Annotated in this window: 24 protein-coding genes; 15 read left to right on the top strand and 9 right to left on the bottom strand. The window is 37.2% G+C overall.

The window, feature by feature from the left end; all coding sequences use genetic code 11:
• The first annotated feature begins 8 nt into the window (after positions 1-8).
• Positions 9-1,379: a SusD/RagB family nutrient-binding outer membrane lipoprotein gene (locus ACFSAH_RS07280; protein ID WP_379662049.1), complete on the top strand. Its 1,371-nt coding sequence runs from the start codon at positions 9-11 to the stop codon at positions 1,377-1,379.
• Between the two features lie 42 nt (positions 1,380-1,421).
• On the opposite strand, the gene ACFSAH_RS07275 is transcribed toward ACFSAH_RS07280, so the two are convergent.
• From ACFSAH_RS07275 to ACFSAH_RS07265, 3 genes are read right to left on the bottom strand one after another with little or no spacing between them, the layout of a single operon-like run.
• A complete protein-coding gene (locus tag ACFSAH_RS07275; RefSeq protein ID WP_379662048.1) occupies positions 1,422-2,270 on the bottom strand; it encodes a S66 peptidase family protein in 849 nt (282 codons plus the stop codon).
• The gene (locus ACFSAH_RS07270; RefSeq protein WP_379662047.1) at positions 2,239-2,454 is read right to left on the bottom strand and encodes a hypothetical protein; all 216 of its coding nucleotides are present in this window, start codon (positions 2,452-2,454) and stop codon (positions 2,239-2,241) included. Before ACFSAH_RS07270 ends, ACFSAH_RS07275 begins: the two co-directional genes overlap by 32 nt.
• Positions 2,435-2,644 carry a hypothetical protein gene (locus tag ACFSAH_RS07265; protein ID WP_379662046.1) on the bottom strand — a complete coding sequence of 70 codons (210 nt, stop codon included), beginning with the start codon at positions 2,642-2,644 and terminating at the stop codon, positions 2,435-2,437. Before ACFSAH_RS07265 ends, ACFSAH_RS07270 begins: the two co-directional genes overlap by 20 nt.
• A gap of 169 nt (positions 2,645-2,813) precedes the next feature.
• On the opposite strand from ACFSAH_RS07265, the gene metG reads away from it, so the two are divergent.
• From metG to ACFSAH_RS07240, 5 genes are all read left to right on the top strand, one after another.
• Complete coding sequence (metG, locus tag ACFSAH_RS07260; RefSeq protein ID WP_379662045.1) at positions 2,814-4,865, top strand: methionine--tRNA ligase; 2,052 nt, start codon at positions 2,814-2,816, stop codon at positions 4,863-4,865.
• A 225-nt stretch (positions 4,866-5,090) separates the two neighbouring features.
• Positions 5,091-6,056, top strand: a complete 966-nt coding sequence (locus ACFSAH_RS07255) for a M20/M25/M40 family metallo-hydrolase (protein WP_379662044.1) — start codon at positions 5,091-5,093, stop codon at positions 6,054-6,056.
• Between the two features lie 4 nt (positions 6,057-6,060).
• Positions 6,061-8,226 carry a DPP IV N-terminal domain-containing protein gene (locus ACFSAH_RS07250; protein WP_379662043.1) on the top strand — a complete coding sequence of 722 codons (2,166 nt, stop codon included), beginning with the start codon at positions 6,061-6,063 and terminating at the stop codon, positions 8,224-8,226.
• A 239-nt stretch (positions 8,227-8,465) separates the two neighbouring features.
• The gene (locus ACFSAH_RS07245; RefSeq protein ID WP_379662042.1) at positions 8,466-8,945 is read left to right on the top strand and encodes a DUF2975 domain-containing protein; all 480 of its coding nucleotides are present in this window, start codon (positions 8,466-8,468) and stop codon (positions 8,943-8,945) included.
• A 3-nt stretch (positions 8,946-8,948) separates the two neighbouring features.
• Positions 8,949-9,155, top strand: a complete 207-nt coding sequence (locus ACFSAH_RS07240) for a helix-turn-helix domain-containing protein (protein ID WP_379662041.1) — start codon at positions 8,949-8,951, stop codon at positions 9,153-9,155.
• Between the two features lie 160 nt (positions 9,156-9,315).
• Here ACFSAH_RS07240 and ACFSAH_RS07235 read toward each other — a convergent pair whose 3' ends face one another.
• Positions 9,316-9,720, bottom strand: a complete 405-nt coding sequence (locus tag ACFSAH_RS07235; RefSeq protein ID WP_379662040.1) for a DoxX family protein — start codon at positions 9,718-9,720, stop codon at positions 9,316-9,318.
• A gap of 147 nt (positions 9,721-9,867) precedes the next feature.
• On the opposite strand from ACFSAH_RS07235, the gene ACFSAH_RS07230 reads away from it, so the two are divergent.
• Positions 9,868-10,569, top strand: coding sequence for a hypothetical protein (locus tag ACFSAH_RS07230; RefSeq protein WP_379662039.1), 702 nt, complete (start codon positions 9,868-9,870; stop codon positions 10,567-10,569).
• Positions 10,570-10,576: 7 nt separating this feature from the next.
• A complete protein-coding gene (locus tag ACFSAH_RS07225; RefSeq protein WP_379662038.1) occupies positions 10,577-11,389 on the top strand; it encodes an alpha/beta hydrolase family protein in 813 nt (270 codons plus the stop codon).
• 87 nt (positions 11,390-11,476) lie between these two features.
• Here the strand turns inward: ACFSAH_RS07225 and ACFSAH_RS07220 are convergent, their stop codons facing one another.
• Positions 11,477-11,917: a single-stranded DNA-binding protein gene (locus ACFSAH_RS07220; RefSeq protein ID WP_379662037.1), complete on the bottom strand. Its 441-nt coding sequence runs from the start codon at positions 11,915-11,917 to the stop codon at positions 11,477-11,479.
• Between the two features lie 9 nt (positions 11,918-11,926).
• Complete coding sequence (gene mutY / locus ACFSAH_RS07215; RefSeq protein WP_379662036.1) at positions 11,927-12,988, bottom strand: A/G-specific adenine glycosylase; 1,062 nt, start codon at positions 12,986-12,988, stop codon at positions 11,927-11,929.
• A gap of 170 nt (positions 12,989-13,158) precedes the next feature.
• Here mutY and ACFSAH_RS07210 point away from each other — a divergent pair, with 170 nt between their 5' ends.
• The 3 genes from ACFSAH_RS07210 (at position 13,159) to ACFSAH_RS07200 (ending at position 16,114) form a co-directional block, all read left to right on the top strand.
• Positions 13,159-13,458, top strand: a complete 300-nt coding sequence (locus tag ACFSAH_RS07210) for an HU family DNA-binding protein (RefSeq protein ID WP_379662035.1) — start codon at positions 13,159-13,161, stop codon at positions 13,456-13,458.
• Between the two features lie 15 nt (positions 13,459-13,473).
• The gene (locus ACFSAH_RS07205) at positions 13,474-14,319 is read left to right on the top strand and encodes a tetratricopeptide repeat protein (RefSeq protein WP_379662034.1); all 846 of its coding nucleotides are present in this window, start codon (positions 13,474-13,476) and stop codon (positions 14,317-14,319) included.
• Positions 14,320-14,563: 244 nt separating this feature from the next.
• On the top strand, positions 14,564-16,114 hold the full coding sequence (locus ACFSAH_RS07200) for an Rne/Rng family ribonuclease (protein ID WP_379662033.1): 1,551 nt from the start codon (positions 14,564-14,566) through the stop codon (positions 16,112-16,114).
• 399 nt (positions 16,115-16,513) lie between these two features.
• Here the strand turns inward: ACFSAH_RS07200 and glmS are convergent, their stop codons facing one another.
• The 3 genes from glmS to ACFSAH_RS07185 all read right to left on the bottom strand — a co-directional run bounded on the left by glmS (position 16,514) and on the right by ACFSAH_RS07185 (position 20,660).
• On the bottom strand, positions 16,514-18,355 hold the full coding sequence (gene glmS, locus ACFSAH_RS07195) for a glutamine--fructose-6-phosphate transaminase (isomerizing) (RefSeq protein WP_379662032.1): 1,842 nt from the start codon (positions 18,353-18,355) through the stop codon (positions 16,514-16,516).
• 65 nt (positions 18,356-18,420) lie between these two features.
• Complete coding sequence (locus ACFSAH_RS07190; RefSeq protein ID WP_379662031.1) at positions 18,421-19,806, bottom strand: DUF4270 domain-containing protein; 1,386 nt, start codon at positions 19,804-19,806, stop codon at positions 18,421-18,423.
• A 29-nt stretch (positions 19,807-19,835) separates the two neighbouring features.
• Positions 19,836-20,660: a glycogen/starch synthase gene (locus ACFSAH_RS07185; RefSeq protein ID WP_379662030.1), complete on the bottom strand. Its 825-nt coding sequence runs from the start codon at positions 20,658-20,660 to the stop codon at positions 19,836-19,838.
• A gap of 143 nt (positions 20,661-20,803) precedes the next feature.
• Here ACFSAH_RS07185 and panC point away from each other — a divergent pair, with 143 nt between their 5' ends.
• The 4 genes from panC to ACFSAH_RS07165 all read left to right on the top strand — a co-directional run bounded on the left by panC (position 20,804) and on the right by ACFSAH_RS07165 (position 25,148).
• Positions 20,804-21,643 (top strand): pantoate--beta-alanine ligase, encoded by an 840-nt coding sequence (gene panC, locus ACFSAH_RS07180; protein WP_379662029.1) that lies wholly within the window; start codon positions 20,804-20,806, stop codon positions 21,641-21,643.
• A 33-nt stretch (positions 21,644-21,676) separates the two neighbouring features.
• A complete protein-coding gene (gene panD, locus ACFSAH_RS07175; protein WP_379662028.1) occupies positions 21,677-22,027 on the top strand; it encodes an aspartate 1-decarboxylase in 351 nt (116 codons plus the stop codon).
• Positions 22,028-22,656: 629 nt separating this feature from the next.
• The gene (locus tag ACFSAH_RS07170; RefSeq protein WP_379662027.1) at positions 22,657-23,799 is read left to right on the top strand and encodes an acyl-CoA dehydrogenase; all 1,143 of its coding nucleotides are present in this window, start codon (positions 22,657-22,659) and stop codon (positions 23,797-23,799) included.
• A 104-nt stretch (positions 23,800-23,903) separates the two neighbouring features.
• Positions 23,904-25,148 (top strand): TlpA disulfide reductase family protein, encoded by a 1,245-nt coding sequence (locus ACFSAH_RS07165; protein ID WP_379662026.1) that lies wholly within the window; start codon positions 23,904-23,906, stop codon positions 25,146-25,148.
• The last annotated feature ends 73 nt before the right edge of the window (positions 25,149-25,221 follow it).

Here is a 25,221-nt window from a genome sequence, read left to right as displayed (position 1 = left end):
GAAATATTATGAAAAATAAGATAATTTATATAGTTTTTTTACTTACTTCCTTGTTTATAGGATGTAAAAGTGGAGATGAGCTATACTTAAGTCCAAATGATCCGGTTGATGGCACACCTCAAACTCTTTTGACCGTTTTACAAGTCAATACATTTGCGAATGTTGAGGGAGAGTTGAATAGATTGTCAGGGATATTAGTTCAACATATGGCTGGTACTGATAATCAGTATGTCCCATTTCAGAATTATAATATTACAGCAGGAGACTTTGACAACTCATGGCAAGGCTTGTATTCAGGAACAATGCAAAATGCGTATCTGTTAATTAATAAAACTAAAGACGATAATCCTTATTACGCAGGTATAGGACGAGTATTGATGGCTGTGAATTTAGGTATTGCAACCGATTTATGGGGAGATGTGCCATACTCTGAATCATTTAAGTTAACTGAGGGCGTGAAAAATCCGGTATACGATTCTCAAAAATCGGTTTATGCTTCTATTGATGCACTTCTTGAACAAGCTATAGCAGATTTTGCTAAACCGGCTTCTGCAAATGTAGTAGAGCCTGAAGACGATGATTTGATGTTTTCAGGAGATATGGGTCTTTGGACTAAAGCCGCCTATACGCTTAGGGCAAGGTATTTACATAGGACATCCGGTAAAGTTGCAGGGACAGAGGCTAAAGTCTTGCAGTATTTGACAAATGGTATCTCTAGTAATAGTGAGAATTTGGAGGCTGTCCATACGGCTGTTGGAGGTACACAAAATCAATGGGGAGCTTTTAAAAACTCCAGAAAGGGTTATATTGTTGCTAATAAAAAATTTGTTGATTATCTGAAATCCAGAAATGATCCGAGGATTAGTTATTTTCTAACAAAAGATTCTCAAAATGATTATAGTGGAGGGGATATAACTCAAGAGCAAATTAGTACTAGTGTTTCAACGATTGGTGATTTTTTTGCGACTAGTCAGAACTTTCCTATCGTTACTTTTTATGAAGCCAAGTTTATAGAAGCTGAAATTTTAGAAAAGCAAGGGGACTTAAATGCTTTTTCTGTTTTAAATGATGCTATTTCCGCTTCTGTTGATTATGTTACAAAGGGAGTAGGAAACGCATCTCCAGTGGCTAATTATTCAGTAGCAAATACAAACTTGGAGAATATTATGACTGAAAAATGGGTGGCTATGTTTGGACAGCTGGAAGCTTATAATGATTATAGAAGAACAAAATTTCCTTCTTTAGCTCCCAGACCATCTAGTGCGGGAGCAGTTAGGGCCTATATCCCTTTGAGATACCCTACACCGCAAAACTCAAGTTTATATAATCCAAATGCCAAATACGTAGAATTGAATATTCCTGTTTGGTGGGGAAATTAATATTACATTTCTAAATGTCTTCGCTAATTTTAGCGAAGACATTTAGTTTTCTTTCCCCAATACCACAGCCCAGTTATCATCAATATGCCCTGCGGGAAATCCTGAGACTATAGGGTAGCCATATTTAGAAACTACATCCCTTACTATTTCTTCAATAGAAAACCCAAAAGGAATGTCGTTGTCCTTAATAGCGGTAAAACCACCCATAATTAACCCCTTTAAGTTTTTTAGTTTTTCTGCCCTGTCTAAGGCTCTGAGCATACGATCGATAGAATAATAATATTCTCCCACATCTTCAATGAAGAGAATTTTTCCATCATAATCAGGGTCACTGTTAGATCCTAATACCGAAAGTAAGATGCTTAAATTTCCGCCAATAACCTCGGCTGGGGGTAATGCTTTTAATTGTTCGGCATTTTCAAAAACATAATCTATTGCTTCTCCAAATAAAGCCCTTCTTAATGATTCTACTCCTGCGGCAGTGCTATCCGGAATAGTTGCAGGCATTTGCCCATGGATGGTTTGTAAACCGAGTTTATTCAGGTGACAGTGAAATACCGTAATGTCGCTAAAGCCAACTATCCATTTGGGGGCTTCCATTAACGGAGAAAAATCAATTTTGTCAACAATTCTTACGCTCCCGTACCCGCCTCTGGCAGCAATAATAGCTTTGATAGATGGATCATTAATAAAAGTTTGCATTTCAGCAGCTCTAAAATCATCATCACCCGCAAATTGATGGAACTGAGAAGTCACTGTTTTTCCGATAATAACTTCTAGTCCCCAAGATTCCATCAACTTAATTGCCTGCTCCATGGAAACCAGTGGGAATTTAGCAGGACATGTAATGGCAATTTTATCACCCTTTTTTAGAAATGGAGGTTGAATCATAGCGTTGAATTTTGGTGTTACAATAATTTTCGATGCTTTGTTCTACCCAAATATCCATATCTTCCGTTGATCGGGGGTAACCATGCAGGACTACAGAGTAACCACCTACCAGGATATACTTGATGTTATAGGTGTTCAGGAGTGTTATAAATTCTTTAAAATCCTCATTGAATATGTTTCCCATCACGCGAATTTATAGAGAATAGTTTTTTTTCCATTTTCGGAAACTCACGACCTACCAAACCAAATGCTAACTTGGTCATTTCCATAGCAGCCTCTAAGCGTTCCGAATATGATTTGCTCTTCCAATATTCGATTTGTATATCGGCATCTTTAAAACTTCCTTTTTGAAATAAAGACCTTTCGAATTTCATGCCTAAAGATAAAAAAAGATGTTTAAAGGTCGAAACCAAAGACAAAGATGAAAACAGGTTGAATCTACCACTATATGGACTACCTCCGAAACTATTCAACTAATAGCTAATGATCTAAAATTTTTCATACTTAACGACTATCTTTGCAAATCAATAAATTGAATAGAAATTGGAGCAGAGTAAAATTAAAAGATATACTATTACAGCGGCGTTACCGTATGCCAATGGACCAAAACATATAGGACACCTGGCCGGAGCATACATTCCCGCAGATTTGTACGTCAGATATTTACGTTTAAAAGAAAGGGAAGTTGTTTTTGTTTGTGGGTCTGATGAGCATGGTACAGCTATTGCCAATCAGGCAATGAAAGAAAATACTACACCCAGAGCTATTATAGACAAATATCATGTTTTAATTAAGGAGTGTTTTGATAAGTTGGGTATATCGTTTGATATTTATCATCGTACCAGTGAGCCTATCCATCACGAAACAGCTCAGGATTTTTTCCGGGTACTGGATCAGAAAGATATATTTAAAGTAGAGTCCTCAGAGCAATATTATGACGAAGAGGCGCAGGCGTTTCTTGCCGACAGGTATATTAAAGGGACTTGCCCAAATTGTGGCGATCATAATGCTTATGGCGATCAGTGCGAAAAGTGCGGTACTTCTTTGAGTCCGGATGAGTTGATTAACCCGGTATCTACTTTAACAGGAAATAAACCTGTAAAGAAATTAACAAAACACTGGTACCTGCCTTTAAATGAATATGAAGATTATTTGAAACAGTGGATTCTGGAAGGTCATAAATCTGATTGGAAAACCAATGTTTACGGACAGTGTAAAAGTTGGCTAGACGGTGGTTTACACCCAAGAGCGGTAACCAGAGATTTAGATTGGGGCATTAAAGTTCCTGCTAAAGACGCAGACGGAAAAGTTTTGTATGTATGGTTTGATGCTCCAATAGGTTATATATCGGCAACCAAACAATGGGCGCTGGATAACGGAAAAGATTGGGAGTTGTACTGGAAAGATAAAGAAACTAAACTGGTGCATTTTATTGGTAAAGACAATATAGTGTTCCATTGTATTGTGTTTCCGGTAATGCTGCATGCCCATGGCGATTTTATTTTACCGGATAATGTTCCAGCAAATGAATTCATGAATCTGGAAGGAGATAAGATGTCTACCTCAAGAGGATGGAGCATAGAAATGCATGAATATCTGGAAGATTTTCCTACGCGTGTAGATGAATTGCGTTATTACCTGGCAAGTATAGCACCAGAAACCAGCGATAGTGAGTTTACCTGGAAAGACTATCAGGCAAGGGTGAATAACGAATTGGTGGCTATTCTGGGGAATTTTGTGAACAGGGTGATGATCCTGATGCATAAATATTATGAGGGCAAGGTGCAGTCGGATGGGGCTATGCTGTTAAAAGACAGTGCTATTGAACAGGAGTTAGCCCTTCATGCAGCAGAGATAGAAAAATCTTTCGAAGCCTATAAATTCAGGCAGGCGTTGGCAAGTACTATGGATATTGCCAGATTGGGTAACAAATATCTGACGGAGAAAGAACCGTGGAAAACTTATAAAGAAGATTCGGAAGCTGCCCGGGAAGTACTGCATAACTGTTTGCATATTATTGCTGCGGCGGCAAAACATTTACAACCATTTTTACCGGGATCGGCCAGAAAGATGTTTGAGATGTTGAATCTGAAACCAGAGTTTAAATTTAACGATACGGTTGTTTTTGAATCGGGACATCAACTGAACGAGGCACAATTGCTGTTTTCAAAAGTTGAAGATGATGTTATTGCACAGCAAGTACAAAAGCTGATAGATAAAAAAGAAGCTAATGAGAAAGATAAAAAAGTAGAGGTAGCTCCGGCAAAAGAAAACATCAATTTCGATCAGTTTACAGCCCTAGATATTCGTACAGGAATCATCTTGGAAGCCGACAAAGTAGCTAAGACCAAAAAACTGTTGAAGCTAAAGGTTGATACAGGTTTAGATATCAGAACCGTAGTATCCGGGATAGCAGAGTTTTATCAGCCCGAAGAGATCATAGGTCAGCAGGTAAGTATTTTAGTCAATCTGGAGCCCAGAGAAATAAAAGGGATTATGTCTCAGGGCATGATTCTGATGGCCGAAAATGCAGAAGGAAAATTAAGCTTTGTTTCGGCAACCGAAACATTTAATGCCGGAAGCGTCATCAGGTAGCTACTAAGAACTAAAAAAAATAATACAAAGGGGTTGTATCAAAAGGACCTTGTCATCCCAAGCGTAGTCGAGGAATCTCTTTCAGAAGTACTTAGGGAAGAGATTTCTCTTCGCTGTACTCATCGAAATGACAACATTTTTATTTTTGATACAGCCCCCTATTTTATTGTTTTGATTTATATCATGTACTAAATTAAGAGTTATACTAATAAAATATGGTGCAATATGAATAACCTCACCCGTTTAACATTATTCCCCTTGTTTTGTTTGTTATGGGTTTCATGTAAAGGTCAAACCACTATAACCAGCGATTTTTTTAAACCAAAAAATCTGGAAGAAATTGTTAAAGCCCTTTCTTCGGACGAGATGAGAGGACGCAGCGTATTCGATTCTGTTGCAATTAATCAAGCTGCGGAATATATTATTAGTGAGTTTGAAAAAGCAGGGCTGCAATATTTTGAAAATCTCCCGTCCTATTCACAAGAATTTCTCTACAACGCTAATGACAAAGACTACAGGCTAAGGAATATTGTAGGGATAATTCCGGGGAAAACAAAGCCCCAAGAGTATATTCTCTTTTCGGCACATTACGATCATATTGGTATTATAAAAGGAGAGGTAACAGATTCAATTGCAAATGGCGCAGATGACAATGCTTCTGGAGTGACCAGTATCATTCAGCTGGCAAGATACTTTTCTGCACAGCAAGAAAATGCCAGGACTTTAGTTTTTGTGGCATTTACCGCAGAAGAGGTAGGAGGAAAAGGTTCTGCATACTTTGCCGAAAATGTAGATCCCAGCAAGATTGTTGCCATGTTTAATCTGGAAATGGTAGGTAAAGTTTCTAAATTTGGTAAGAACACAGCGTATATAACCGGCTTTAAATATTCAGATGTAGGTAAGATTATGCAAAAAAATCTGGAAGGAACAAAGTATAAACTTTTTCCGGACCCTTATCCAAATCAGCAGCTTTTCTTTAGGTCCGATAACGCTCCATTAGCACATAAAGGCGTTCCGGCACATACCCTTTGTACCGTTGAAATAGATAAAGACAACACCTATCATCAGGTAACAGATGAATGGCCGCTTTTAGATACAGAAAATATGTCCGGCTTGTTAAAATTCATCGTATTGTCAACAAAAACAATAATTAACGGAGAAGATACACCCCAAAGAATAAAATCGAAATAAAGACATGAAACACCTGTATATTTTTATAATTATTTTGCAGCTGAGTTTACCCGGGGTTTTATATGCACAGTATGATAAATTACCCTGGTCGCCAGATGGCAATTATTTTTATGATATAGACGACAGCGGGATATATGAAGTAAATGCCAAAAATCCAAAATCAAGAAAACTATTTATAGCTCAGGCAGCGCTAACAGTGCAAGAGCAACAACCGTTGCGAGTTTCCAGTATAGCATTAAGCGCAGATAATAAGAAGGTACTGTTATTTACCAATACCAAAAAAGTATGGCGCTACGAAACAAAAGGCGATTACTGGGTATATGATATTCGCACCAAAAAAATAAGGCAAATAGGCGCTAAAAAAACAGCATCTTCTCTGATGTTTGCCAAATTCTCGCCAGACGCCCAAAAGGTAGCCTATGTTTACCAGAACAATATTTATGTAGAAGATATAGTAACCGGAAAAGGGGTGCAGCTTACCACTTCTGGAACTACGAGGCTAATTAACGGGACTTTTGATTGGGTGTATGAAGAAGAGTTTGGTTGCAGAGATGGCTTTAGATGGTCTCCAGATGGAAAAAACATTGCCTATTGGCAATTAGATGCCACTCAGATTAAAAACTATCTGATGATTAATAATACCGATTCCCTTTATCCTTTTACCATTCCCGTAGAATATCCGGTAGTAGGCGAAGACCCCAGTAAATGCAGGATAGGAGTTGTTTCCGCCAGTGGAGGAGAAACCCGATGGATGCAAATAGATGGAGATGCCAAACAGCATTATATACCGCGGATGGAATGGGTTTCCAATACCGAAATTATTTTGGAACAACTGAATAGAAGACAAAACATATCCAGAATATTTTTAGCGGAGGTAGGTAACGGAACAAGCAAAATTTTGCATAAAGAAGAGGAAACAGCGTGGATAGATTCTAAAGACAGGTGGAGCGATGACGGGCCCGATGGGTGGGATTGGATAAATAACGGCAAAGAGTTTATTTGGGTAAGCGAAAAAGGTGGATGGAGACAGATTTACGCTATAGACCTGAAAGGAACAGAGCGACTGATTACCCAAGAGAAATTTGATATCCTATCTATTAAGAAGGTAGATAGCCGAAACAATCAGATTTATTTTATGGCATCGCCGCTGAATGCGACCGAACGTTATCTGTATAAAATAGCGTTAGACGGTAATTCAAATGCGGTAAAGTTAAGTCCAGAGAACCAAAAAGGGACTCACGATTACGATATTTCACCCAACGGATTGTTGGCAGTACATTATTTTTCCAGTGTAAATGATTATCCCATGAGTGAGACTGTTTCTCTTCCTGCGCATAAATCATTAATAAAACAGGAAAAAACAAAGTTGCCTGCGTCAGCACCAAAAGTAGAGTTCTTTAAAGTGACCACAGTTGATGGTGTAGAAATGGACGGCTGGATGGTAAAACCGAAAAACTTTGACCCTCATAAAAAATACCCGGTTCTGTTTTATGTTTATGGAGAGCCCGCCAGTCAAACCGTTAAAAATAGATATGGAACCGGAATAAACAGGCTTTACGATGGTGATATGTCTGCAGATGGATATATTTATATATCTGTAGATGGTAGGGGTACCCCTGCACCAAAAGGAAGAACATGGCGAAAATCTATTTATAAAAATATAGGCATACAGAATATCAGGGACCAGGCCATGGCGGCAAAAGAAATATTGAAGTGGAATTTTATAGATAAAAACCGGATGGCAGTTTGGGGCTGGAGCGGAGGTGGGTCTACTACGCTTAACCTGCTGTTTCAGTACCCTGATATTTACCAGACGGGTATTTCTATAGCAGCTGTGGATAACCAGTTGAACTATGATAACATTTATCAGGAAAGATACATGGGGCTGTTACCCGAAGACAGACAGTTTTTTGAACAGGGATCGCCTATAGCCCATGCTAAAAACCTGAAAGGTAATTTGTTACTGATACATGGAACAGGTGACGATAATGTGCATTATAATAATGCCGAACAAATGATTAATGAATTAATAAAATACGGTAAAACTTTTCAGATGATGAGTTATCCAAACAGGTCGCACAGCATTTCGGAAGGAGAGGGAACAAGCAAACACCTGACTTTGATTTTTACCAAATTTTTGAAAGAGAACTGTCCTCCGGGAGCCCTATAATTAGAGAAAGCTGAACCATGATTAACCCACTAGCTCAAATCTCTGGGTAAGGGTCAAATCGAAAGGAGATTTGGTCTTTTATACTGCAAATATAAGTTAGGACTTAGTAGCTAGAGTCGTTGGTTTTAGAATTTAAACTAGGAGACTGTTCTTAAATGTTTTGATTGTTAATCGATTTTTATTTATTGTTTATCAATAAATAATTGTTGTATATTTGTAATGGGATAATGCAAATCATTATGAAAAGAATTTCAATCATATTTCTGCAGGCAGTCGTTGTGCTTATCGGCATAATAACACTTGCCATTTTAATCAGGTTCCCTTTAATTGAAGGAAGAGCCACAAATCTGGATCTGTGGAGTATTTATTTCGACGGATTTATTTTGTATATGTATGCAGCTTCAATGGTGTATTTTATTGCCCTGTACAAAATATTTAAATTACTAGGGTATATTGGTCAAAATAAAATATTCTTTCCAAATTCAGTTGAGGCATTAAGAAGCATAAAGTATTGCGGAATTGTACTGAGTATTTTAATTGTAGTGGCTGGACTTTACATAAGGTTATTCCATAGTAAGGAAGACGATCCTGCTGGTTTTTTAGGTATTTGTATGGTGGCTACTTTGGTTGCTGCTGTAGTTGCAACTGCCGCTGCGATATTTGAGAAGATTCTACAAAATGCTGTAGATATGAAATCCGAAAATGACTTGACAATTTAAGCTATGGCAATTATTGTAAATTTAGATGTGATGATGGCAAAGCGAAAAATTTCTCTTAATGAGCTATCCGAAAGAGTTGATTTGACATTATCCAATCTTTCTATATTAAAGACAGGAAAGGCAAAAGCAATTCGTTTCTCTACTTTAGAAGCAATTTGTAAAGCATTGGATTGCCAGCCAGGAGATATTTTGGAATATGTAAGTGAATAGGGCAAATAATAGCCGTAAACAAAATGCAGGACTACAACGCTTAGTTTTTGAAAGAAAACTGCCCGCCGGGAGCCCTATAGTTAAAGGAAGCTGAACCATGATGATGTATGAGTTTTTATGAGAGAGAAATAATCCAATCTATCACGGCTCAGCCCGGTAATTATTTCTTATCTATACTGTATTTCCCAGGACCTATAAATATCAATCCCAAAAATGCAATGCCAATTTCTATGGCATGGGAAGCTCCCATAAAACCCTCGCCTTTGTTGATATGAACAAGAGCTGCAATTAACATGGTAAATGCCAACAAAGCATTGGCCGGTCTGAAAAAAAGCCCCAGTACCAAAAGAAAACCACCAAAAGTTTCTACAGCAGAAGCCATAAAGCCCCAGAAAGTTGGTGCGAAATCTATACCTATTGTATTCATGGCCCCGCCAATAGCCTTCCATTTTTCCATGCCGCCTGTAATTTTAGGTAAGCCATGCATAACCATACAGATACCTAATCCAACCCTGATGATGAGTATACCGAAGTCCCGGTTCTTAAAAAAATTAGTACTTGCCATATTGTAAAATAAAGTTGTAAAGATAAATTTAACCTCAAAGTACAACAAGTCTTCTGTTACATATTTTTAATTATTGGAAAGCTTAACTCCTTGTTTGATTTTAAAGTGCAAATACTTTGTTATTTTTAAAAATAAATTAAAATCATAATGAACAAATATTTCATCTGCCTTGCGCTGTTAACAATTGGTTTGGCAGGATGTAAGAAAAACGAGCCGATTGATTTAGAGACACTAAGTGGGACTTTTTTAGCAGATAAAACCATTCAGGTTTATAAGGCCGAGCTTTATACAAAGAATGGGAAATCTGTCGTTAAGAATGAGGTCGCAAATTTTATAAAAAGGAGGGCATTAACTGAGTCTTTTTCTGAAAAGGATAAACAGGATATGGGTGATCAGTTTTTGTTTAAAATTACGCTGGATGGTCAGGGGAGTTTTTCGGCAACAATAGCGGATGAACCTTATGCCGCCGGTAAGATGGAAAAACAATCATCCAGTATAGCTTTATTAATAGATGATAAGGAACCTGATCCTCTAATAATAGGAGGTGAAGATTGTTTGACCAAAGTTGTAAGTCGTTTCACACACTTGATAGAATGTAGGTGGATTCCTTCAACTACTGGGTATTTAAGTGGGTGTATTTCTAAAACATTTCTTCCTATAGAAGTCAAAAATGCAAATTCCCTTGCCATACCATTATACTCTTTGTATTACTCAAAAAATAAGATGGGGGTAAGTTCATACTGTATGGCTTTAGACCGGCCTAATTTTATTAACGAAGATTTCTATAAAAATTTACAGGAAGGAGATACAGTCCTGATTCAACGTAAAGAACATTTTTTAAAAAAATAATAAAAAGATGGAATTTAAGATAGCCGGGTTTAATGGTAAAACCATATTGGGTGATATCACCAGAGCCAAAGAAGAGAATAATATTTATGCTGTTTTTGTACATGGATTTAAAGGTTTTAAAGACTGGGGGGCACATAATCTGGTAGGTAGTTATTTTGCAGATCAGGGAGTCCATTATGTGAAGTTTAACTTTTCCCATAGTGGTGTGCCTATCGAAAACCCCGTAGATGTTTCCAATCTGGAAGATTTTGCCAATAATACACCCATTAAAGAACTATATGATCTGGACAAAGTACTGCACTATGTGAAAAGTGATCTAAAAGCAGCTAAAATAATTCTGATTGGACATAGTAGAGGAGGTGGAATTAGTATTCTACAAACAGCTAAAGACCAAAGAGTGGATGGGTTAATAACCTGGGCAGCTATTAGTGATTTTGCCAGCCTCTGGAAAAAAGAACAGGAACAAGAATGGGAGCAAAAAGGTAAAATAGAAACATTTAATGCCCGAACCAAGGAATATATGCCGTTAAATGTAGTGCTTTTGCATGATTACTTACAACATGCCAAAGAACTGAATATTATTACAGCAGCTAGTGGCGTAAAGCAGCCCTGGTTAATTATACATGGTGATAATGATATTAATGTGAACGTATCTGTAGCAAAACAGTTCCATCAGATTAATCCTGTATCTGAGTTAGAAATTATACCTGCTGCCAACCATGTTTTTGGAGCATACCATCCCTATAAGGAAGATATGCTTCCAAAAGAGTTGTTAGATATTTGTAAGATGAGTATTCGGTTTATAAATGACTTAACTTAAGATTACCTTGGGTAATACTTAGGCTGCTTATAGCAGGTGGTGGCTATTGCGCAATATGCGGAAGTTTCCACTACCTCTATTTACAGGTTAAAAAGGCAAATCATCATCTACCGGATTCAAACTTAAACTTTCATCAGTATTAGAAGAATTAGTTTTTTCAGTGTCGGCACCCCCACTATTAGAGCTGCTTTCAAAATCACTCTTTCTGCCCAGCATCGTAAAGTTTTCAGCCACTATTTCAGTAGTATATTTTTTGTGGCCTTCTTTGTCTTCAAAAGAACGGGTTCTTAGTTTTCCTTCAATATATACCAGCTTACCTTTTTGGAGGTATTTAGAAGCAACCTCAGCCAAACCACGCCACATGACGATGTTGTGCCATTCGGTTTGCTCTATTCTTTTACCGTCTTTATTATACGTTTCTGATGTAGCTAAGGGGAAGCTTGCTACCGTAACATTTCCATCTAAATGTCTTACTTCGGGATCTTTTCCCAAGTGACCTACTAAAATAACCTTGTTAATACCTGACATAACTTGCAATTAAATTTCCTTTAATTTATAGAAGTTTTTTAAAAAAGCCAAAATTAATTTGGGTTTAGCGTAATCCTCTAATTTGTTGATTTCTACCCAGAACCATCCATTTCTTTCAATAAGATGGCTTTTGATGGAGTCTATTTCAATAAACGTTCCGAAAAGTCTTTGATGGGTAAGTATATGTTTTATCGGAGCAGAAGTTTTGCCAATAGTGGCTGCTGAAGGAAACCATTGGTTGAAGATATCATGTTGCAATAGCTCCTCAGGAAGCAGTGCCCTCTCACTTTCTATCATGGGAAAGTCATGTAAACCCGCCCAGATGTCCGAATTATCTCTTCTTCTTATCAATATTTTGTTATCCTTTATAATAACGAAATAAAAAAAGTGGCGTTCTTTAATCTTGAGCGTTTTCATCTTTACAGGAAGACTATCCGTTTTATTGTTCAAAAAGGCATAGCAGTTTGAAGATAAAGGACAGTCAAAACAGTTTGGATTCTTAGGTTTGCATTGCAAAGCCCCAAATTCTATAATAGCCTGGTTGTTTTCTCCCGCATTATTTTTATCCAGTAATTCATCGGCCAGTGCCTGAAATTCTTTTTTACCCGCTCCTGTATTTATAGGAGTATAAATACCGAAGTATCTGGATAAAAGTCGATATACATTTCCATCCACTACAGCCTTAGGTTCATTGGCAGAAAAAGATGAGATAGCTGCTGCGGTATATTCACCTATTCCTGTTAATTTAATAAGTTCATTATAGGAAGACGGAAAACGACCACTATATTCCTCTACCACTTTTCGGGCAGTCTTTAACATATTCCTGCCACGCGAATAGTAACCCAGACCCTGCCAAAGCATTAATATCTCGTCCTCCGAGGCAGCGGCAAAGCTGCGGACATCAGGAAAACGCTCCGCAAACCTTAAATAATAGGGCATTCCCTGGTCAACACGAGTCTGCTGCAGGATGATTTCGGATAGCCAAATCAGGTAAGGATCACGGGTTTCTCTCCATGGGAGTGGTCTTTTGTTATAATTGTACCATTTTATCAATTCAGCCGAAAAATTCATGCACAAAATTACATTTAAACTGGTATATTGATCGCATTAAAGCTTAAGCATTGTTTTATAGGCGTTTGAAATAAAAAAAAGTGGATATTTATTTTCCTTATTCAACTAAAACCCATACTTTTGCATCCCCAAATCAAGGGAAGGAAAATTAAAAAAAGAATATATAAGACATGACAAAGGCAGAAATTATTGCGGAAATTGCTAATAAGACTGGAATCGAGAAAGTAGACGTCCAAGAAACAGTTGAGGCATTTTTCAAAGTGGTGAAGAACTCGATGATTAACGGAGAAAATGTTTATGTAAGAGGATTTGGTAGCTTCGTAGTGAAAAAAAGAGCTGAAAAAACTGCAAGAAACATTTCGAAAAACACAGCTATAATAATTCCTGAGCATTTTGTGCCAAGCTTTAAACCAGCAAAAGCATTTGTTGATAAAGTAAAAGTAGGAAACAAAAAAGCGGTTACCGCTTAATAAAAAAACAAAAAGATGAAGACAAAACAATATATAGTAGTTGGTTCAGTAGTTGTGCTAATGGGTATATTATTGAGTCTTGACATCAAAGGGTTAATAAAGCAGGAAGATGCTCAGGAAGGTCAGGAGCAAACCAGTTCTAACGGAGCGTCAACCTCTTCCTTTTCTAAAGAGGGGGTAATTGCTGTAGCTAAACAAAATGTTAGCGCAAGTTTATTGACTGATATACAAAAAGTAGAAGAATCTTTAAAAAAATCTTCAGGTGATGGCGCTTTAGCCTTAGAAGAAGAACTTGCCAAGAAATGGGATGATGTTAATCAGCCTGCGGCAGCTGCTTTTTCTTACGAAGCCATTGCAGAAAAGAAACCATCTTATAAAAGTTGGTTACTTGCAGGAGATAGGTTTACAGAAGGATATCAGAATTTTCCGGATACAAATGCAATCCAGGGTTTAACCCAAAAAGCCATTGATGCTTATACAAAAGCATTAGAATTTAATGCGGATGGGCTTGAGGCGCAAACGGGACTGGGCGTAGCGTATGTATCTGGTACAAACAACCCTATGCAGGGTATACAAATGCTGCTGAAAGTGGTTGAAGTAGACCCTAAAAACCTAAGTGCAAATATGAATCTGGGATTATTCTCTATGAAGTCTGGCCAGTTTGGAAAAGCGGTAGAAAGATTTAAAACTGTAATAGAGGTAAGTAAAAGTCCAGAAGCGTATTTTTATCTTGCTACAAGCTATGAAAATATGGGAATGAAAACGGCTGCTATCGAAGCTTATGAAGCAAGTAAGAAGCTGGCGGGCGATCCGGGATTAAGTTCCTTTATAGATAGAAAGATAAAAGAGTTAAATAATTAATAATAATTTAAAAATTAAAGATTATGCCAAGCGGTAAAAAAAGAAAAAGACATAAAATGGCTACCCATAAACGTAAAAAACGTTTAAGAAAAAACAGACATAAGAAAAAATAAGCTTTCATAGCATATAAAATATTATAAATTGCTCCCTATAAGTCTATAGGGAGCAAATTTCGTTTCTGTTTATTTAAAAATCCTCTGTTGGTTAAAAGGTTTACAGATAAATCTTTTTAAAAAAGTAGCTGTTGGTAAAAGAGTTAATTATTAATTCGGCCCCAGGCGGGGTTACTATTGCATTAGTGCAAGATAAGCAGCTCGTAGAACTCAACAAAGAACAAATCAACAACAATTATGCTGTTGGTGACATTTATCTTGGCCGAATCAAAAAAATCATGCCCGGATTGAATGCTGCGTTTGTTGATGTAGGCTACGAGAAAGATGCTTTTTTGCACTATTTGGATTTAGGGCCACAAGTTCTCTCTTTATTAAAACTAACTAGAGTAGCCAGAAATGGCAACTTTAACGACTATCTCTTAAGCTCATTTAAAAGAGAAGAAGACATAGATAAATCTGGAAAAATTTCAGGGGTTTTATCTAAAGATGTTTTGCTTCCGGTACAAATTGCTAAAGAACCCATTTCTACCAAAGGACCCAGGTTAAGCTCGGATTTGTCTTTAGCGGGCCGTTTTGTTGTTCTTGTCCCTTTTTCAGATGTAATTTCTATATCTAAAAAGATTAAGAGCAATACAGAAAGAACCCGGTTAAGAAAGATTGTAGAAGGCATTAAACCTAAAGGGTTTGGGATTATTATCAGAACAGTTTCTGAGAAAAAAGGTGTTGCCGAAATTCAAAAGGATATACAAGACCTTGTTTCTAAATGGGAAACTTTTATGAAAAAGATTCCTAAAACCAGTCCTTCTAATAGAATTCTGGGAGAAATGGGAAGAACCTCAACTATATTGAGGGATATTCTGAACGCAGATTTTACCCATATTTATGTTAATGATGCAGCTTTATATGAAGAGGTGAGATCTTATATTCATGAGATTTCTCCCGAAATGGAGAGCATCGTAAAGCATTACAAAGGGAAAGAGCCAATTTTTGAACACTTTGGTATAGAAAAACAGATTAAGTCTTCCTTTGGTAAAACAGTAAATCTGGCAGGAGGCGCCTATCTGGTTATCGAGCATACTGAAGCTTTACATGTCATTGATGTAAATAGTGGTAACAGAACGGCTAACCCGGAAAATCAGGAAGAGAATGCTTTACAGGTTAACAAAGAAGCAGCAAGAGAGATAGCAAGACAATTGAGGTTGAGAGATATGGGTGGAATTGTGGTAATCGATTTTATTGATATGCACAAAGCCCCTAATCGGAAAGAGCTTTTCGATTATCTTAAAGCCGAAATGAATCATGACAGAGCCAAACATACCATCTTACCTCCAAGTAAGTTTGGACTGGTGCAAATTACCAGACAGCGTGTTAGGCCTGAAATGAATATTGTAACCAGTGAAAAATGCCCTACTTGTGGCGGAACTGGTGAGATTAAGGCAAGTATCATATTGATAGACGATATTGAAAGTAACCTTAACTATATCCTGAACGAGCAAGCAGAAAAAGGAATAACACTTTGTGTACATCCTTATGTAGAAGCTTACATTAAAAAAGGTCTGTTGTCTAAACAACTAAGATGGTTTTTTAAGTACGGGCAATGGGTAAAAGTAAAAGGTATAACTTCTTATCACTTAACAGAATTTGCCTTTATCAATAATAAAGAAGAAGAGATTAAGCTTTAATGCAATAGGAGATTCTTATAGTAAGAATCCCGGAAAAAAGGAACGGGGCTGTATCAAAAGTAATTTGTCATTCCGAGCGGAAGTCGAGGAATCTGTTTCAGGAGTACTTCAGAAGAAGATTTATCTTTACTGTACTCATCGAAATGACAATGTCCTTATTTTTGATACAGCCCTTTTTGTACTGTAATTTGTGGTGCTTGTAATACTGCGATAAAAATATTTTACTGATATCAGCATATTGTTTTTTTATAATTGTGCGTAACCAATATTTTAATGTCTTTCCTTTAGTTCTATCTTAATCAGCTTTATCGAGCTAAATAGCACAATACTGGGGAATAAAAAGTAGACTCACGAAGTTTATATCTAAATATAAAACTCCGTAAGTCTGCATATTAATAACTATTCTACTGTAACCGACTTTGCCAGATTTCTTGGCTGGTCTACATTACAACCCCTCATTACTGCAATATGATAAGATATTAATTGTAACGGGATGGTGGCAAGTAAAGGCAAGAAAGCCTCATCTGCATGAGGAATTTCAATAACATAATCTGCCATGTTTTTTACTTCGGTATCACCTTCTGTAACAATAGCAATTATTTTTCCTTTTCTGGCTTTAACTTCCTGTATGTTTGAGATTACCTTTTCGTAAGAGCTGTTTTTGGTAGCTATTACAATAACAGGCATCTGTTCGTCTATCAGTGCAATAGGGCCGTGTTTCATTTCAGCAGCAGGATAACCCTCAGCATGTATATAAGAAATCTCCTTTAGCTTCAATGCCCCTTCTAAGGCAACAGGGAAGCCAGTTCCTCTGCCCAGGAAAATACAATTTGTAGAATCCTTAAATTCCTCGGCAATCTTTACAATGATATCGTTGGTTGCCAATGCTTTTTCTACCAGAGAAGGAATACTCTCTAATTCTGTTAGCAGAGAAGTTAGCTTGCTTTGAGATAGGGTCCCTTTAATCTGCGCCGCATAAAAGGCAATTAATGTTAATACGGTAACTTGGGCAGTAAAAGCTTTGGTAGAGGCCACACCAATTTCCGGTCCGGCGTGAGTATAGGCTCCGCCATGTGTTAATCTGGGGATAGAAGACCCTACAACATTGCAGATCCCCAGTATAGTAGCTCCCTTTTCTTTGGCCAGCTCAATAGCAGCCATTGTATCTGCAGTTTCTCCTGATTGAGATATCGCTATAACAATGTCATTCTCATAAATTACCGGGTTGCGGTATCTGAATTCGGAAGCATACTCAACCTCTACCGGTAATCTTGCAAATTCTTCTATAAGGTATTCGCCTACTAAACCGGCATGCCATGATGTTCCGCAGGCTACAATAATAATCCGATTGGCATTTCTTAGTTTTTCTGAATACTCTACCAGACCGCCCAGTTGTACCTTTCCTTCTAAAGGGTAAATACGGCCTCTCATGCTATCGTAGATAGAACGTGGTTGTTCGTATATCTCTTTGAGCATGAAATGGTCGTAGCCCCCCTTTTCAAGCATTTCGAGCTTTAGGTTCAGTTCCTGTATATACGGAGTTTGTATGATGTTATCGATACTTTTGATAATCAGCTCGTCTCTTTTAAGGTAAGCAATCTCATTATCATTCAGGTAGATTACATTTTTGGTGTATTCTACAATAGGAGTGGCGTCAGACGCTATAAAATATTCTCCTTTTCCAACACCAATAACCATAGGGCTTCCTTTTCTGGCGGCAATCAGTTCATTGGGACTTTCTTTATCTATAATCACAATAGCAAATGCACCAATTACCTGATGCAATGCCGTTCTTACAGACTCTTCCAGGCTAAGATTACCCTCTTTTTGAATGTCTTCGATTAAGTGAATAAGAACTTCTGTATCGGTATCACTTTTAAACTCATGCCCTCTGGTTATTAACTCTTCTTTTAATGGCCCATAGTTTTCTATGATACCATTGTGTATGATCGCTAATCTTCCATCACCAGACTGATGCGGGTGAGAGTTCCGGTCACTGGGTTCTCCGTGGGTGGCCCACCTTGTATGGCCCATTCCAACAGAACCAGAAATGTCCCGGTCTTTTACGAAATCTTCCAGATCTTTAACCTTTCCCGCTTTTTTGTAGATGTTTAGCGAGTTTTTTTCATTGATAAGGGCTACGCCGGCACTGTCATATCCTCGATATTCCAGGCGTTGTAGTCCTTTAATAACAATAGGATAGGCGTCTCGCCCTCCTATGTATCCGACTATTCCACACATAGATTAAATATTTTGTAGTTTGGTTGCCCCTAAACTACAAAATATTGTTTTTATATGCGGTCAAATTATTTCAAGTCAGAATAATAGATTTTTAATTTGGGTTTGTCTGCAGAAGTGCTTCCGCCACCTATCAGAATGGATCTTCCGGGAGCGTTTAAGCGACCTGTTTTGCCTATAAAGTCATGAGTGGTTATGAATGTCCCCTCATTAGGGTATTTTTTCTTAAATAAATCCTGAATATATCCGGTTACGTTAAGAATATACGTTTTTTTGCTTTTGTTATAGTATCCACCAACCATTCCGGCCCCAACATATCTCGGATCCGAAGTGTTTTCTTCAGGGATATATTTAGGAAGTAAAGCAGGATCCAGTTTATATATCCTTAATATAGATAGGGGATCAAAACTAGCAGGTGTTTCTTCTTCAACCGTAAAAATAAGTTCGGCTCTATTAATCGCTATATTCTTGCCTAAGTTGTTTAAATCATGAAGATTAGGGAATTCTGCTTTTATTTTAGTTCCGGAAAATCCTTTTAAATACAGTTTCTCGTTGTTATTTGTTGCATTGCTTAGCGCAGCAGCAGCGTTAGAGCCCGTAGCATCCCAAATAACTTCCGTAACAGCAGCGCCTGAGCTTCCGTTAATAGGGAAAGTTTTAGAGGTAGTATCGGCTTTGTCTTCACTATTGGTATATCTGTAATAAAGTACCAGACTGGCAGCATTCTCAGAATAAGTGTCAAAAGAGATAGCTCCGCCTTTGCCTGCCACACTGTTTTTATCAAACGAAAGTTTTAACCCTTTAAATGAATCAGCAAACTTTTGACTTGTAGATAAAGTAGCAGAGTCCAACGAAACAATTTTGTTAATAATAAACTGATTATCTAGAGGTATTCTTAGCTGCGCCGGTATTTTTACTGTAGAGTCCTGGTAACCATAAAGTTTAATAGAAAGACTATCGTTGTAAGCAGGAAAGAATGTTTTTGAACCTACTACAGTACTTTCTGTAGTCCATTCTTTATTACTGTAGTAAACTTTGTTTGTAGTGCCGTCATACAGTTTTTCCGACAGTTGGTTTACAAGAACTTTATAGCTTGCACTATCACCGTAAATAGGTGCAGAAGCTGCGTATTTTAATACCAGTACTGCAGAATCCAGAATAGGGTCTTTCCCGAAAGAAACATTGGACGAAGGTAAGGTAACAGCTAAGGCAATGTTAGTTGTTGTTTTACCAAACTCAGCGTCTTTCATATAAGAAAGTACACTTCTCTCAGTATAGTTTGTAGCAATGCTATCGTCTTTTATGAGCTTGGTAATAACGTCAGTTTCATGAATACTTGAATTGAGAATTACGTTTGGATCAACATCTAAACCTATTCCCATGGGGCTATTACAGCTACTTAAAATAAAAAGACTTATCAACAGGGTTAATAAGTCTAAGTTTCTTGATTTCATCAACAGAATGTTCTTTATTTTTTCCTAAATTAAACTGCAGATACCAAATCGTCTACAGTAATTTCTTGATAAAAATTGTAATAATTTTCGAAATCTAAAGAAGAATTGTAGTCTAATAATGGTTTTTCAGACTTTTTAACATAATTTAACACCTCTTCATTCAGGTTTTCGTCACCATATACAACCGCATCTGAATAAGCTATTGCAGCGTTGTTTATAGCTGTTAAAGTAGCGTCAGTGTACAATGCCGTATCAGCATGTTGCATACCTTTCATGACTGCTTTTGCTGCAAAATCTTTTCCAAGGGTTTGGCTAAAACTGTCTTCATATACCGAATACACTATTTTAGCATCTTTAAATGCAGGGTCTTCTTTATAGATAGTTTTAAGATAAGCCGGTACCAAAGAAGTCATCCAGCCATGGCAATGTACCACATCTGGCGACCAGCCTAGTTTTTTTACTGTTTCTAATGCGCCTTTGCAAAAGAAAATAGTTCTTTCGTCATTGTCTGCGAAGAAATTTCCTTTAGCATCATTAAATACATGTTTGCGTTGAAAATAATCTTCATTATCTAAGAAATAAACCTGCATTCTAGCTGCAGGAATAGAAGCAACTTTAATGATTAAAGGGTTATCGTTTTCAGCAATCACTATATTCATCCCTGATAACCTGATTACTTCATGAAGTCTGTTCCTTCTCTCATTGATGTTCCCAAAACGAGGCATAAGGATTCTTATTTCTAATCCTTTGTCTTGCATGGCTTGTGGTAACTGTCTGGTAATTTCTGAGATTTTAGTTAGTTCTAGAAATGGTGACATTTCATGAGTAATGAACAAAAGCTTGGTTTTTCCCATCTCCTAATCTTCTAAGTTTTTGTCGAAAAAAATGAATTTCAACTGCAAAGATAAGCATTATATTGAATATAATCAATCATTTACACAATAGGTTTTGTAATGTGTGACAAAATTTACAACTTAGCCCCCTAAAAAATACTTTTTTGAAAATAGTTGATACTAAAGCAGAGCTGGCCGTTGTTATCGGGCAACTAAGAGCAAAAGGTTTGAGTATAGGTTTGGTGCCTACGATGGGAGCTTTGCACAATGGGCATCTTTCTCTTGTAAAACAATCTCGGCAGAAAGCCGATGTGACTGTTGTGAGTATTTTTGTTAACCCTACGCAGTTTGATAATAAAGAAGACTTGCAGAACTACCCTCGCCCGATAGATCAGGATATCTTGCAATTGGAACAAAATGGTTGTGATGTGCTGTTTATGCCGGAAGTGGCCGAAATGTATGAGACAGGAGAAAGTTGGGATTACGAGGTAGGTGATCTGGACAGTAAACTGGAAGGGGAGTTCAGGCCGGGACATTATAAAGGCGTTACCCAGATAGTTTATAAATTATTTGATGCCGTTAAACCGGATATGGCTTTTTTTGGCCAGAAGGACTATCAACAATATCTGGTAATCAATAAAATGGTAAGGGATTTTTCTTTGCCGGTCAATTTGGTTTTATGCAATATTGTGAGAGAACCAGACGGTTTAGCTATGAGTTCAAGAAATGTGAGGTTAAATGCAGAAGAGCGTAAAACCTCTGTAGTATTATATGAAGCGCTGTTGTTTATAAAGCAACATTTTTATGAATACACCTTTGCCGAACTGCAACACAAAGCAGAACAGCTTTTTGATACAAACCCTCTGTTGCAGTTGGAGTATATTAAGATATGCGATTTAAATACCCTGGAGGAAATCAACACTAAAGAAGCAAAAAACTTAATTGTTTTGGTAGCTTGTTATGTTGGCAATGTAAGGCTTATAGATAATATGATATTGTCTTAACCTTTTTTAATTGTTAATCCTTAAATTTGCAAGATGATTATAGAGGTGTTGAAATCCAAGATTCATAGGGCTCGAGTTACACAAGCAGAGTTGAACTATGTTGGTAGTATTACAATAGACGAAGATTTATTAGATGCAGCCAATATAATACCTAATGAAAAAGTGCAGGTAGTAAACAACAATAATGGAGCCCGTTTTGAAACCTATGTTATTAAGGGAGAAAGAGGCTCTGGTATTATCTGTCTCAATGGTTCTTGTGCCAGATTGGCTCAGGTAGGTGATATAGTCATCATTATGTCTTATGCCCAGATGTCAATGGACGAAGCTAGAAAATACGAACCTATTCTGGTTTTTCCGGACGATAATAATCGCTTAATCAAATAGAATACCCGTCCCCCCGGTCTTTTAAAGGATTGGTGTGGGCCTGTGTAATAAATAGCCGATTTTTATATTGGTTCATCAACAATATCTCATCTTTTTTCTGAATTGAGATTGTGTCCCTTTTTTTAATAATTGGCATCTACATATTAGATGTTGCTGTCATTTTTTAGTAATGTATGTTCGAGAGGATGTTGCGCCAGCAAATTCTAAGGTACATTGTCCTCCCGAAGCCGATGCTGGAAAAAAATTACTGTAAATTCTGGTCTATAGACTATCCATTATTGAAATGCCCTACCGGATCCATATATTTTATAGCTAACTCATCCGTTATTGTCTAATTATTAAACTGAAATTATCTACTTTTTAAAAGAGATATAATAGTGATTAAATAGAGGGTTTGTAGAGGGTTCATAGAGGTAGATCTCTATAAACTCTCTACTTTAACACTCCTATATTTATAATTATATACTGTTATTGATTCCTTTATAATATACCTACCTCCTTGTAGAGATAATTCTCTATAAATCTTTGTATAGAATAGCGATATTTTTCAAACTGAACTCCCTTTGTTTTGTTTGTGTTATGCTTGCATAGTAATTTTTTGTATATTACATTTAATAAATCAAAAGCTTATGGATTTTAATTTATCAGAAGAGTATCAAATGATTAAGGAAGCTGCGAGAGATTTTGCGCAGTATGAACTTAAACCGGAAGTTATACAAAGAGATGAAGAGCAAAAGTTTTCTGCTGAACTTGTTGGTAAAATGGGTGATTTAGGGTTTATGGGAATGATGGTGTCTGAGAAATATGGAGGAGCAGGATTAGATGCTTTGTCTTATGCATTGGCCCTGGAGGAAATTGCTAGTATAGATGCTTCGGCAGCAGTAATTATGTCTGCTAATAACTCTTTGGTTTGTTTTGGGTTAGAAAAATATGGAACAGAAGAACAAAAACAGAAATATCTGCTTCCTTTAGCTTCGGGTAAAAAACTGGGGGCCTTTGCATTATCAGAGCCAGAAGCTGGGTCAGACGCTACTTCCCAACATACTACGGCAGTAGATAAAGGAGAATATTATTTGTTAAATGGAACTAAAAACTGGATTACCAACGGAGGAACAGCGTCAACCTATATAGTGATAGCGCAAACAGATGTTTCTAAAGGACACCATGGAATTAATGCTTTTATTGTGGAAAAAGGTATGGAAGGCTTTGAAATCGGTCCTAAAGAAAATAAATTGGGAATACGAAGTTCGGACACCCACTCATTAATGTTTACAGATGTAAAAGTGCCTAAGGAAAACAGGTTGGGTGAAGATGGTTTTGGTTTTAAGTTTGCCATGGAAACATTAGACGGTGGGCGTATAGGTATAGCAGCACAGGCATTGGGGATAGCTAAAGGGGCTTATGATTTGGCCCGATTGTATTCTAAAGAACGAAAAACGTTTGGTAAGCCCATTTGCGAACATCAGGCTATAGCTTTTAAGCTGGCGGATATGGCTACCGAAATAGAAGCTGCCAGATTATTGGTTTATAAAGCTGCCTGGTTAAAAGATCAGGGGTTGTCTTACGGAAATGCGAGTGCTGTTGCAAAATTATTTGCATCGGAGGTGGCTATGAAGACAACTGTAGAGGCTGTTCAGATTCATGGTGGATATGGCTATGTTAAAGAATATCATGTGGAGCGTTTAATGCGTGACGCTAAGATTACCCAGATTTATGAGGGAACTTCAGAGATACAAAAAATTGTTATTTCCAGAGACTTGCTGAAACATTAACTTTGAGTGGTGATAGAAAAATAAACGATTAGCATCTGTGTTTTTTAGGCTGCAACTAATCTTTTAGATTTTTTACCTTTGGTTTTAGGTAAATCAATATCAATATGAAAAACAAAAGCTTAAATCTTATCTGTTTTGGTCTGATAGTATCGGTTTTTTTCTTGGCCTCCTGTGATAAGCCATCTTATGAATTGAAGGAAGGAATATGGAGAGGAGCTTTGTTGACTGAAGCAGGGATAGAAATTCCTTTTAATTTTGAAGTTAAAGATAGTCTGGGGCATCATTATATAGATATTGTTAATGGGCAGAGTAAGTTGCGTGTTAATGATATTAGGATAGAGAAAGACTCAGTTTATATTCAGTTACCCTTCTTTGATGCAGAACTAAGAGGAGCTTTATTGGATGGACATGTTGATGGGGTTTATATAAAACACCTTCCGGACAAGGAGGTTTCTATGGCCTTTTCTGCTAATTATAATGTGGCCTGGAGGATAAAAGAACAGGTTGCATCGCCAAAATATGATATTAGTGGAAAATGGGAGACCTATTTTATTAAGGATAATGGAGATTCTGTGAAAGCTATTGGAGACTTTAAGCAGGAGGGTAGTCGGGTAACCGGAACTTTCATGACAAGAACAGGTGATTACCGCTTTCTGGATGGTGTGCTGGATGGCGACAAACTTAGTCTGTCTACTTTTGATGGAGGTTTTGCTATGTTTTTCTCTGCCCTGTTAACCAATGATAGTACTATGGTAAATGGAGAGCAGTATTCGGGCTTCTCGTCGCAGCGTAAGTTTTTTGCCAAAAAGAACGATAAGGTTGTATTGGATGATCCTTATAGTTTAACGTATTTAAAGCCTGGATATAAAAAAATAGAATTTTCGTTCCCGGATGTTAACAAGCAACAAGTGAGTCTTCGTGATGCCCGTTTTAAAGATAAGGTAGTTGTTGTGCAGATCTTAGGTTCGTGGTGCCCCAATTGTATAGATGAAACGGCTTTTCTAAGTCAATATTATAAAAAACAGAATGGGGACGTGGAAATTGTAGGATTGGCCTACGAGGCGACCAAAGATTTTGAGAAATCGAAAGCAAATATCCAAAGAATAATAGACAGGTTTGATGTTAAATATCCTATACTGATTACGGGATATACGGCTAATGGAGATGAGCCTAGTCAGAGTTTACCGATGCTTAATCGGGTTATGGCCTTTCCTACCACAATTATTATAGACAAAAAAGGCGAGGTAAGAAAAATACATACCGGATTTACTGGTCCGGGTTCAGGTAAATACTATGAGGAGTTTGTAATGGAATTTGAAAAAATGATATCGTCTTTACAGCAGGAATAAGTCTGTTTTTTTTAAGAGGATGTCTAAAAAGGAAAGGCTATCCATTGAGTGGGCCGAAGAGTCCGTAAATGGA

The sequence above is a fragment of the Pseudopedobacter beijingensis genome (assembly GCF_042678145.1).
Classification (GTDB): domain Bacteria; phylum Bacteroidota; class Bacteroidia; order Sphingobacteriales; family Sphingobacteriaceae; genus Pseudopedobacter; species Pseudopedobacter beijingensis.
The sequence above is the reverse complement of the archived record's forward strand: the minus strand, read 5'-3'. Positions and strand labels throughout refer to the sequence as shown.

Excerpts from the sequence above, each read along its gene's own strand:
- ACFSAH_RS07280 (WP_379662049.1), top strand. The coding sequence starts at position 9 with ATGAAAAATAAGATAATTTATATAGTTTTTTTACTTACTTCCTTGTTT.
- ACFSAH_RS07275 (WP_379662048.1), bottom strand. The coding sequence starts at position 2,270 with ATGATTCAACCTCCATTTCTAAAAAAGGGTGATAAAATTGCCATTACA.
- ACFSAH_RS07270 (WP_379662047.1), bottom strand. The coding sequence starts at position 2,454 with ATGGGAAACATATTCAATGAGGATTTTAAAGAATTTATAACACTCCTG.
- ACFSAH_RS07265 (WP_379662046.1), bottom strand. The coding sequence starts at position 2,644 with ATGAAATTCGAAAGGTCTTTATTTCAAAAAGGAAGTTTTAAAGATGCC.
- ACFSAH_RS07255 (WP_379662044.1), top strand. The coding sequence starts at position 5,091 with ATGAATAACCTCACCCGTTTAACATTATTCCCCTTGTTTTGTTTGTTA.
- ACFSAH_RS07250 (WP_379662043.1), top strand. The coding sequence starts at position 6,061 with ATGAAACACCTGTATATTTTTATAATTATTTTGCAGCTGAGTTTACCC.
- ACFSAH_RS07245 (WP_379662042.1), top strand. The coding sequence starts at position 8,466 with ATGAAAAGAATTTCAATCATATTTCTGCAGGCAGTCGTTGTGCTTATC.
- ACFSAH_RS07240 (WP_379662041.1), top strand. The coding sequence starts at position 8,949 with ATGGCAATTATTGTAAATTTAGATGTGATGATGGCAAAGCGAAAAATT.
- ACFSAH_RS07235 (WP_379662040.1), bottom strand. The coding sequence starts at position 9,720 with ATGGCAAGTACTAATTTTTTTAAGAACCGGGACTTCGGTATACTCATC.
- ACFSAH_RS07230 (WP_379662039.1), top strand. The coding sequence starts at position 9,868 with ATGAACAAATATTTCATCTGCCTTGCGCTGTTAACAATTGGTTTGGCA.
- ACFSAH_RS07225 (WP_379662038.1), top strand. The coding sequence starts at position 10,577 with ATGGAATTTAAGATAGCCGGGTTTAATGGTAAAACCATATTGGGTGAT.
- ACFSAH_RS07220 (WP_379662037.1), bottom strand. The coding sequence starts at position 11,917 with ATGTCAGGTATTAACAAGGTTATTTTAGTAGGTCACTTGGGAAAAGAT.
- mutY (WP_379662036.1), bottom strand. The coding sequence starts at position 12,988 with ATGAATTTTTCGGCTGAATTGATAAAATGGTACAATTATAACAAAAGA.
- ACFSAH_RS07210 (WP_379662035.1), top strand. The coding sequence starts at position 13,159 with ATGACAAAGGCAGAAATTATTGCGGAAATTGCTAATAAGACTGGAATC.
- ACFSAH_RS07205 (WP_379662034.1), top strand. The coding sequence starts at position 13,474 with ATGAAGACAAAACAATATATAGTAGTTGGTTCAGTAGTTGTGCTAATG.
- glmS (WP_379662032.1), bottom strand. The coding sequence starts at position 18,355 with ATGTGTGGAATAGTCGGATACATAGGAGGGCGAGACGCCTATCCTATT.
- ACFSAH_RS07190 (WP_379662031.1), bottom strand. The coding sequence starts at position 19,806 with ATGAAATCAAGAAACTTAGACTTATTAACCCTGTTGATAAGTCTTTTT.
- ACFSAH_RS07185 (WP_379662030.1), bottom strand. The coding sequence starts at position 20,660 with ATGGGAAAAACCAAGCTTTTGTTCATTACTCATGAAATGTCACCATTT.
- panD (WP_379662028.1), top strand. The coding sequence starts at position 21,677 with ATGATTATAGAGGTGTTGAAATCCAAGATTCATAGGGCTCGAGTTACA.
- ACFSAH_RS07170 (WP_379662027.1), top strand. The coding sequence starts at position 22,657 with ATGGATTTTAATTTATCAGAAGAGTATCAAATGATTAAGGAAGCTGCG.
- ACFSAH_RS07165 (WP_379662026.1), top strand. The coding sequence starts at position 23,904 with ATGAAAAACAAAAGCTTAAATCTTATCTGTTTTGGTCTGATAGTATCG.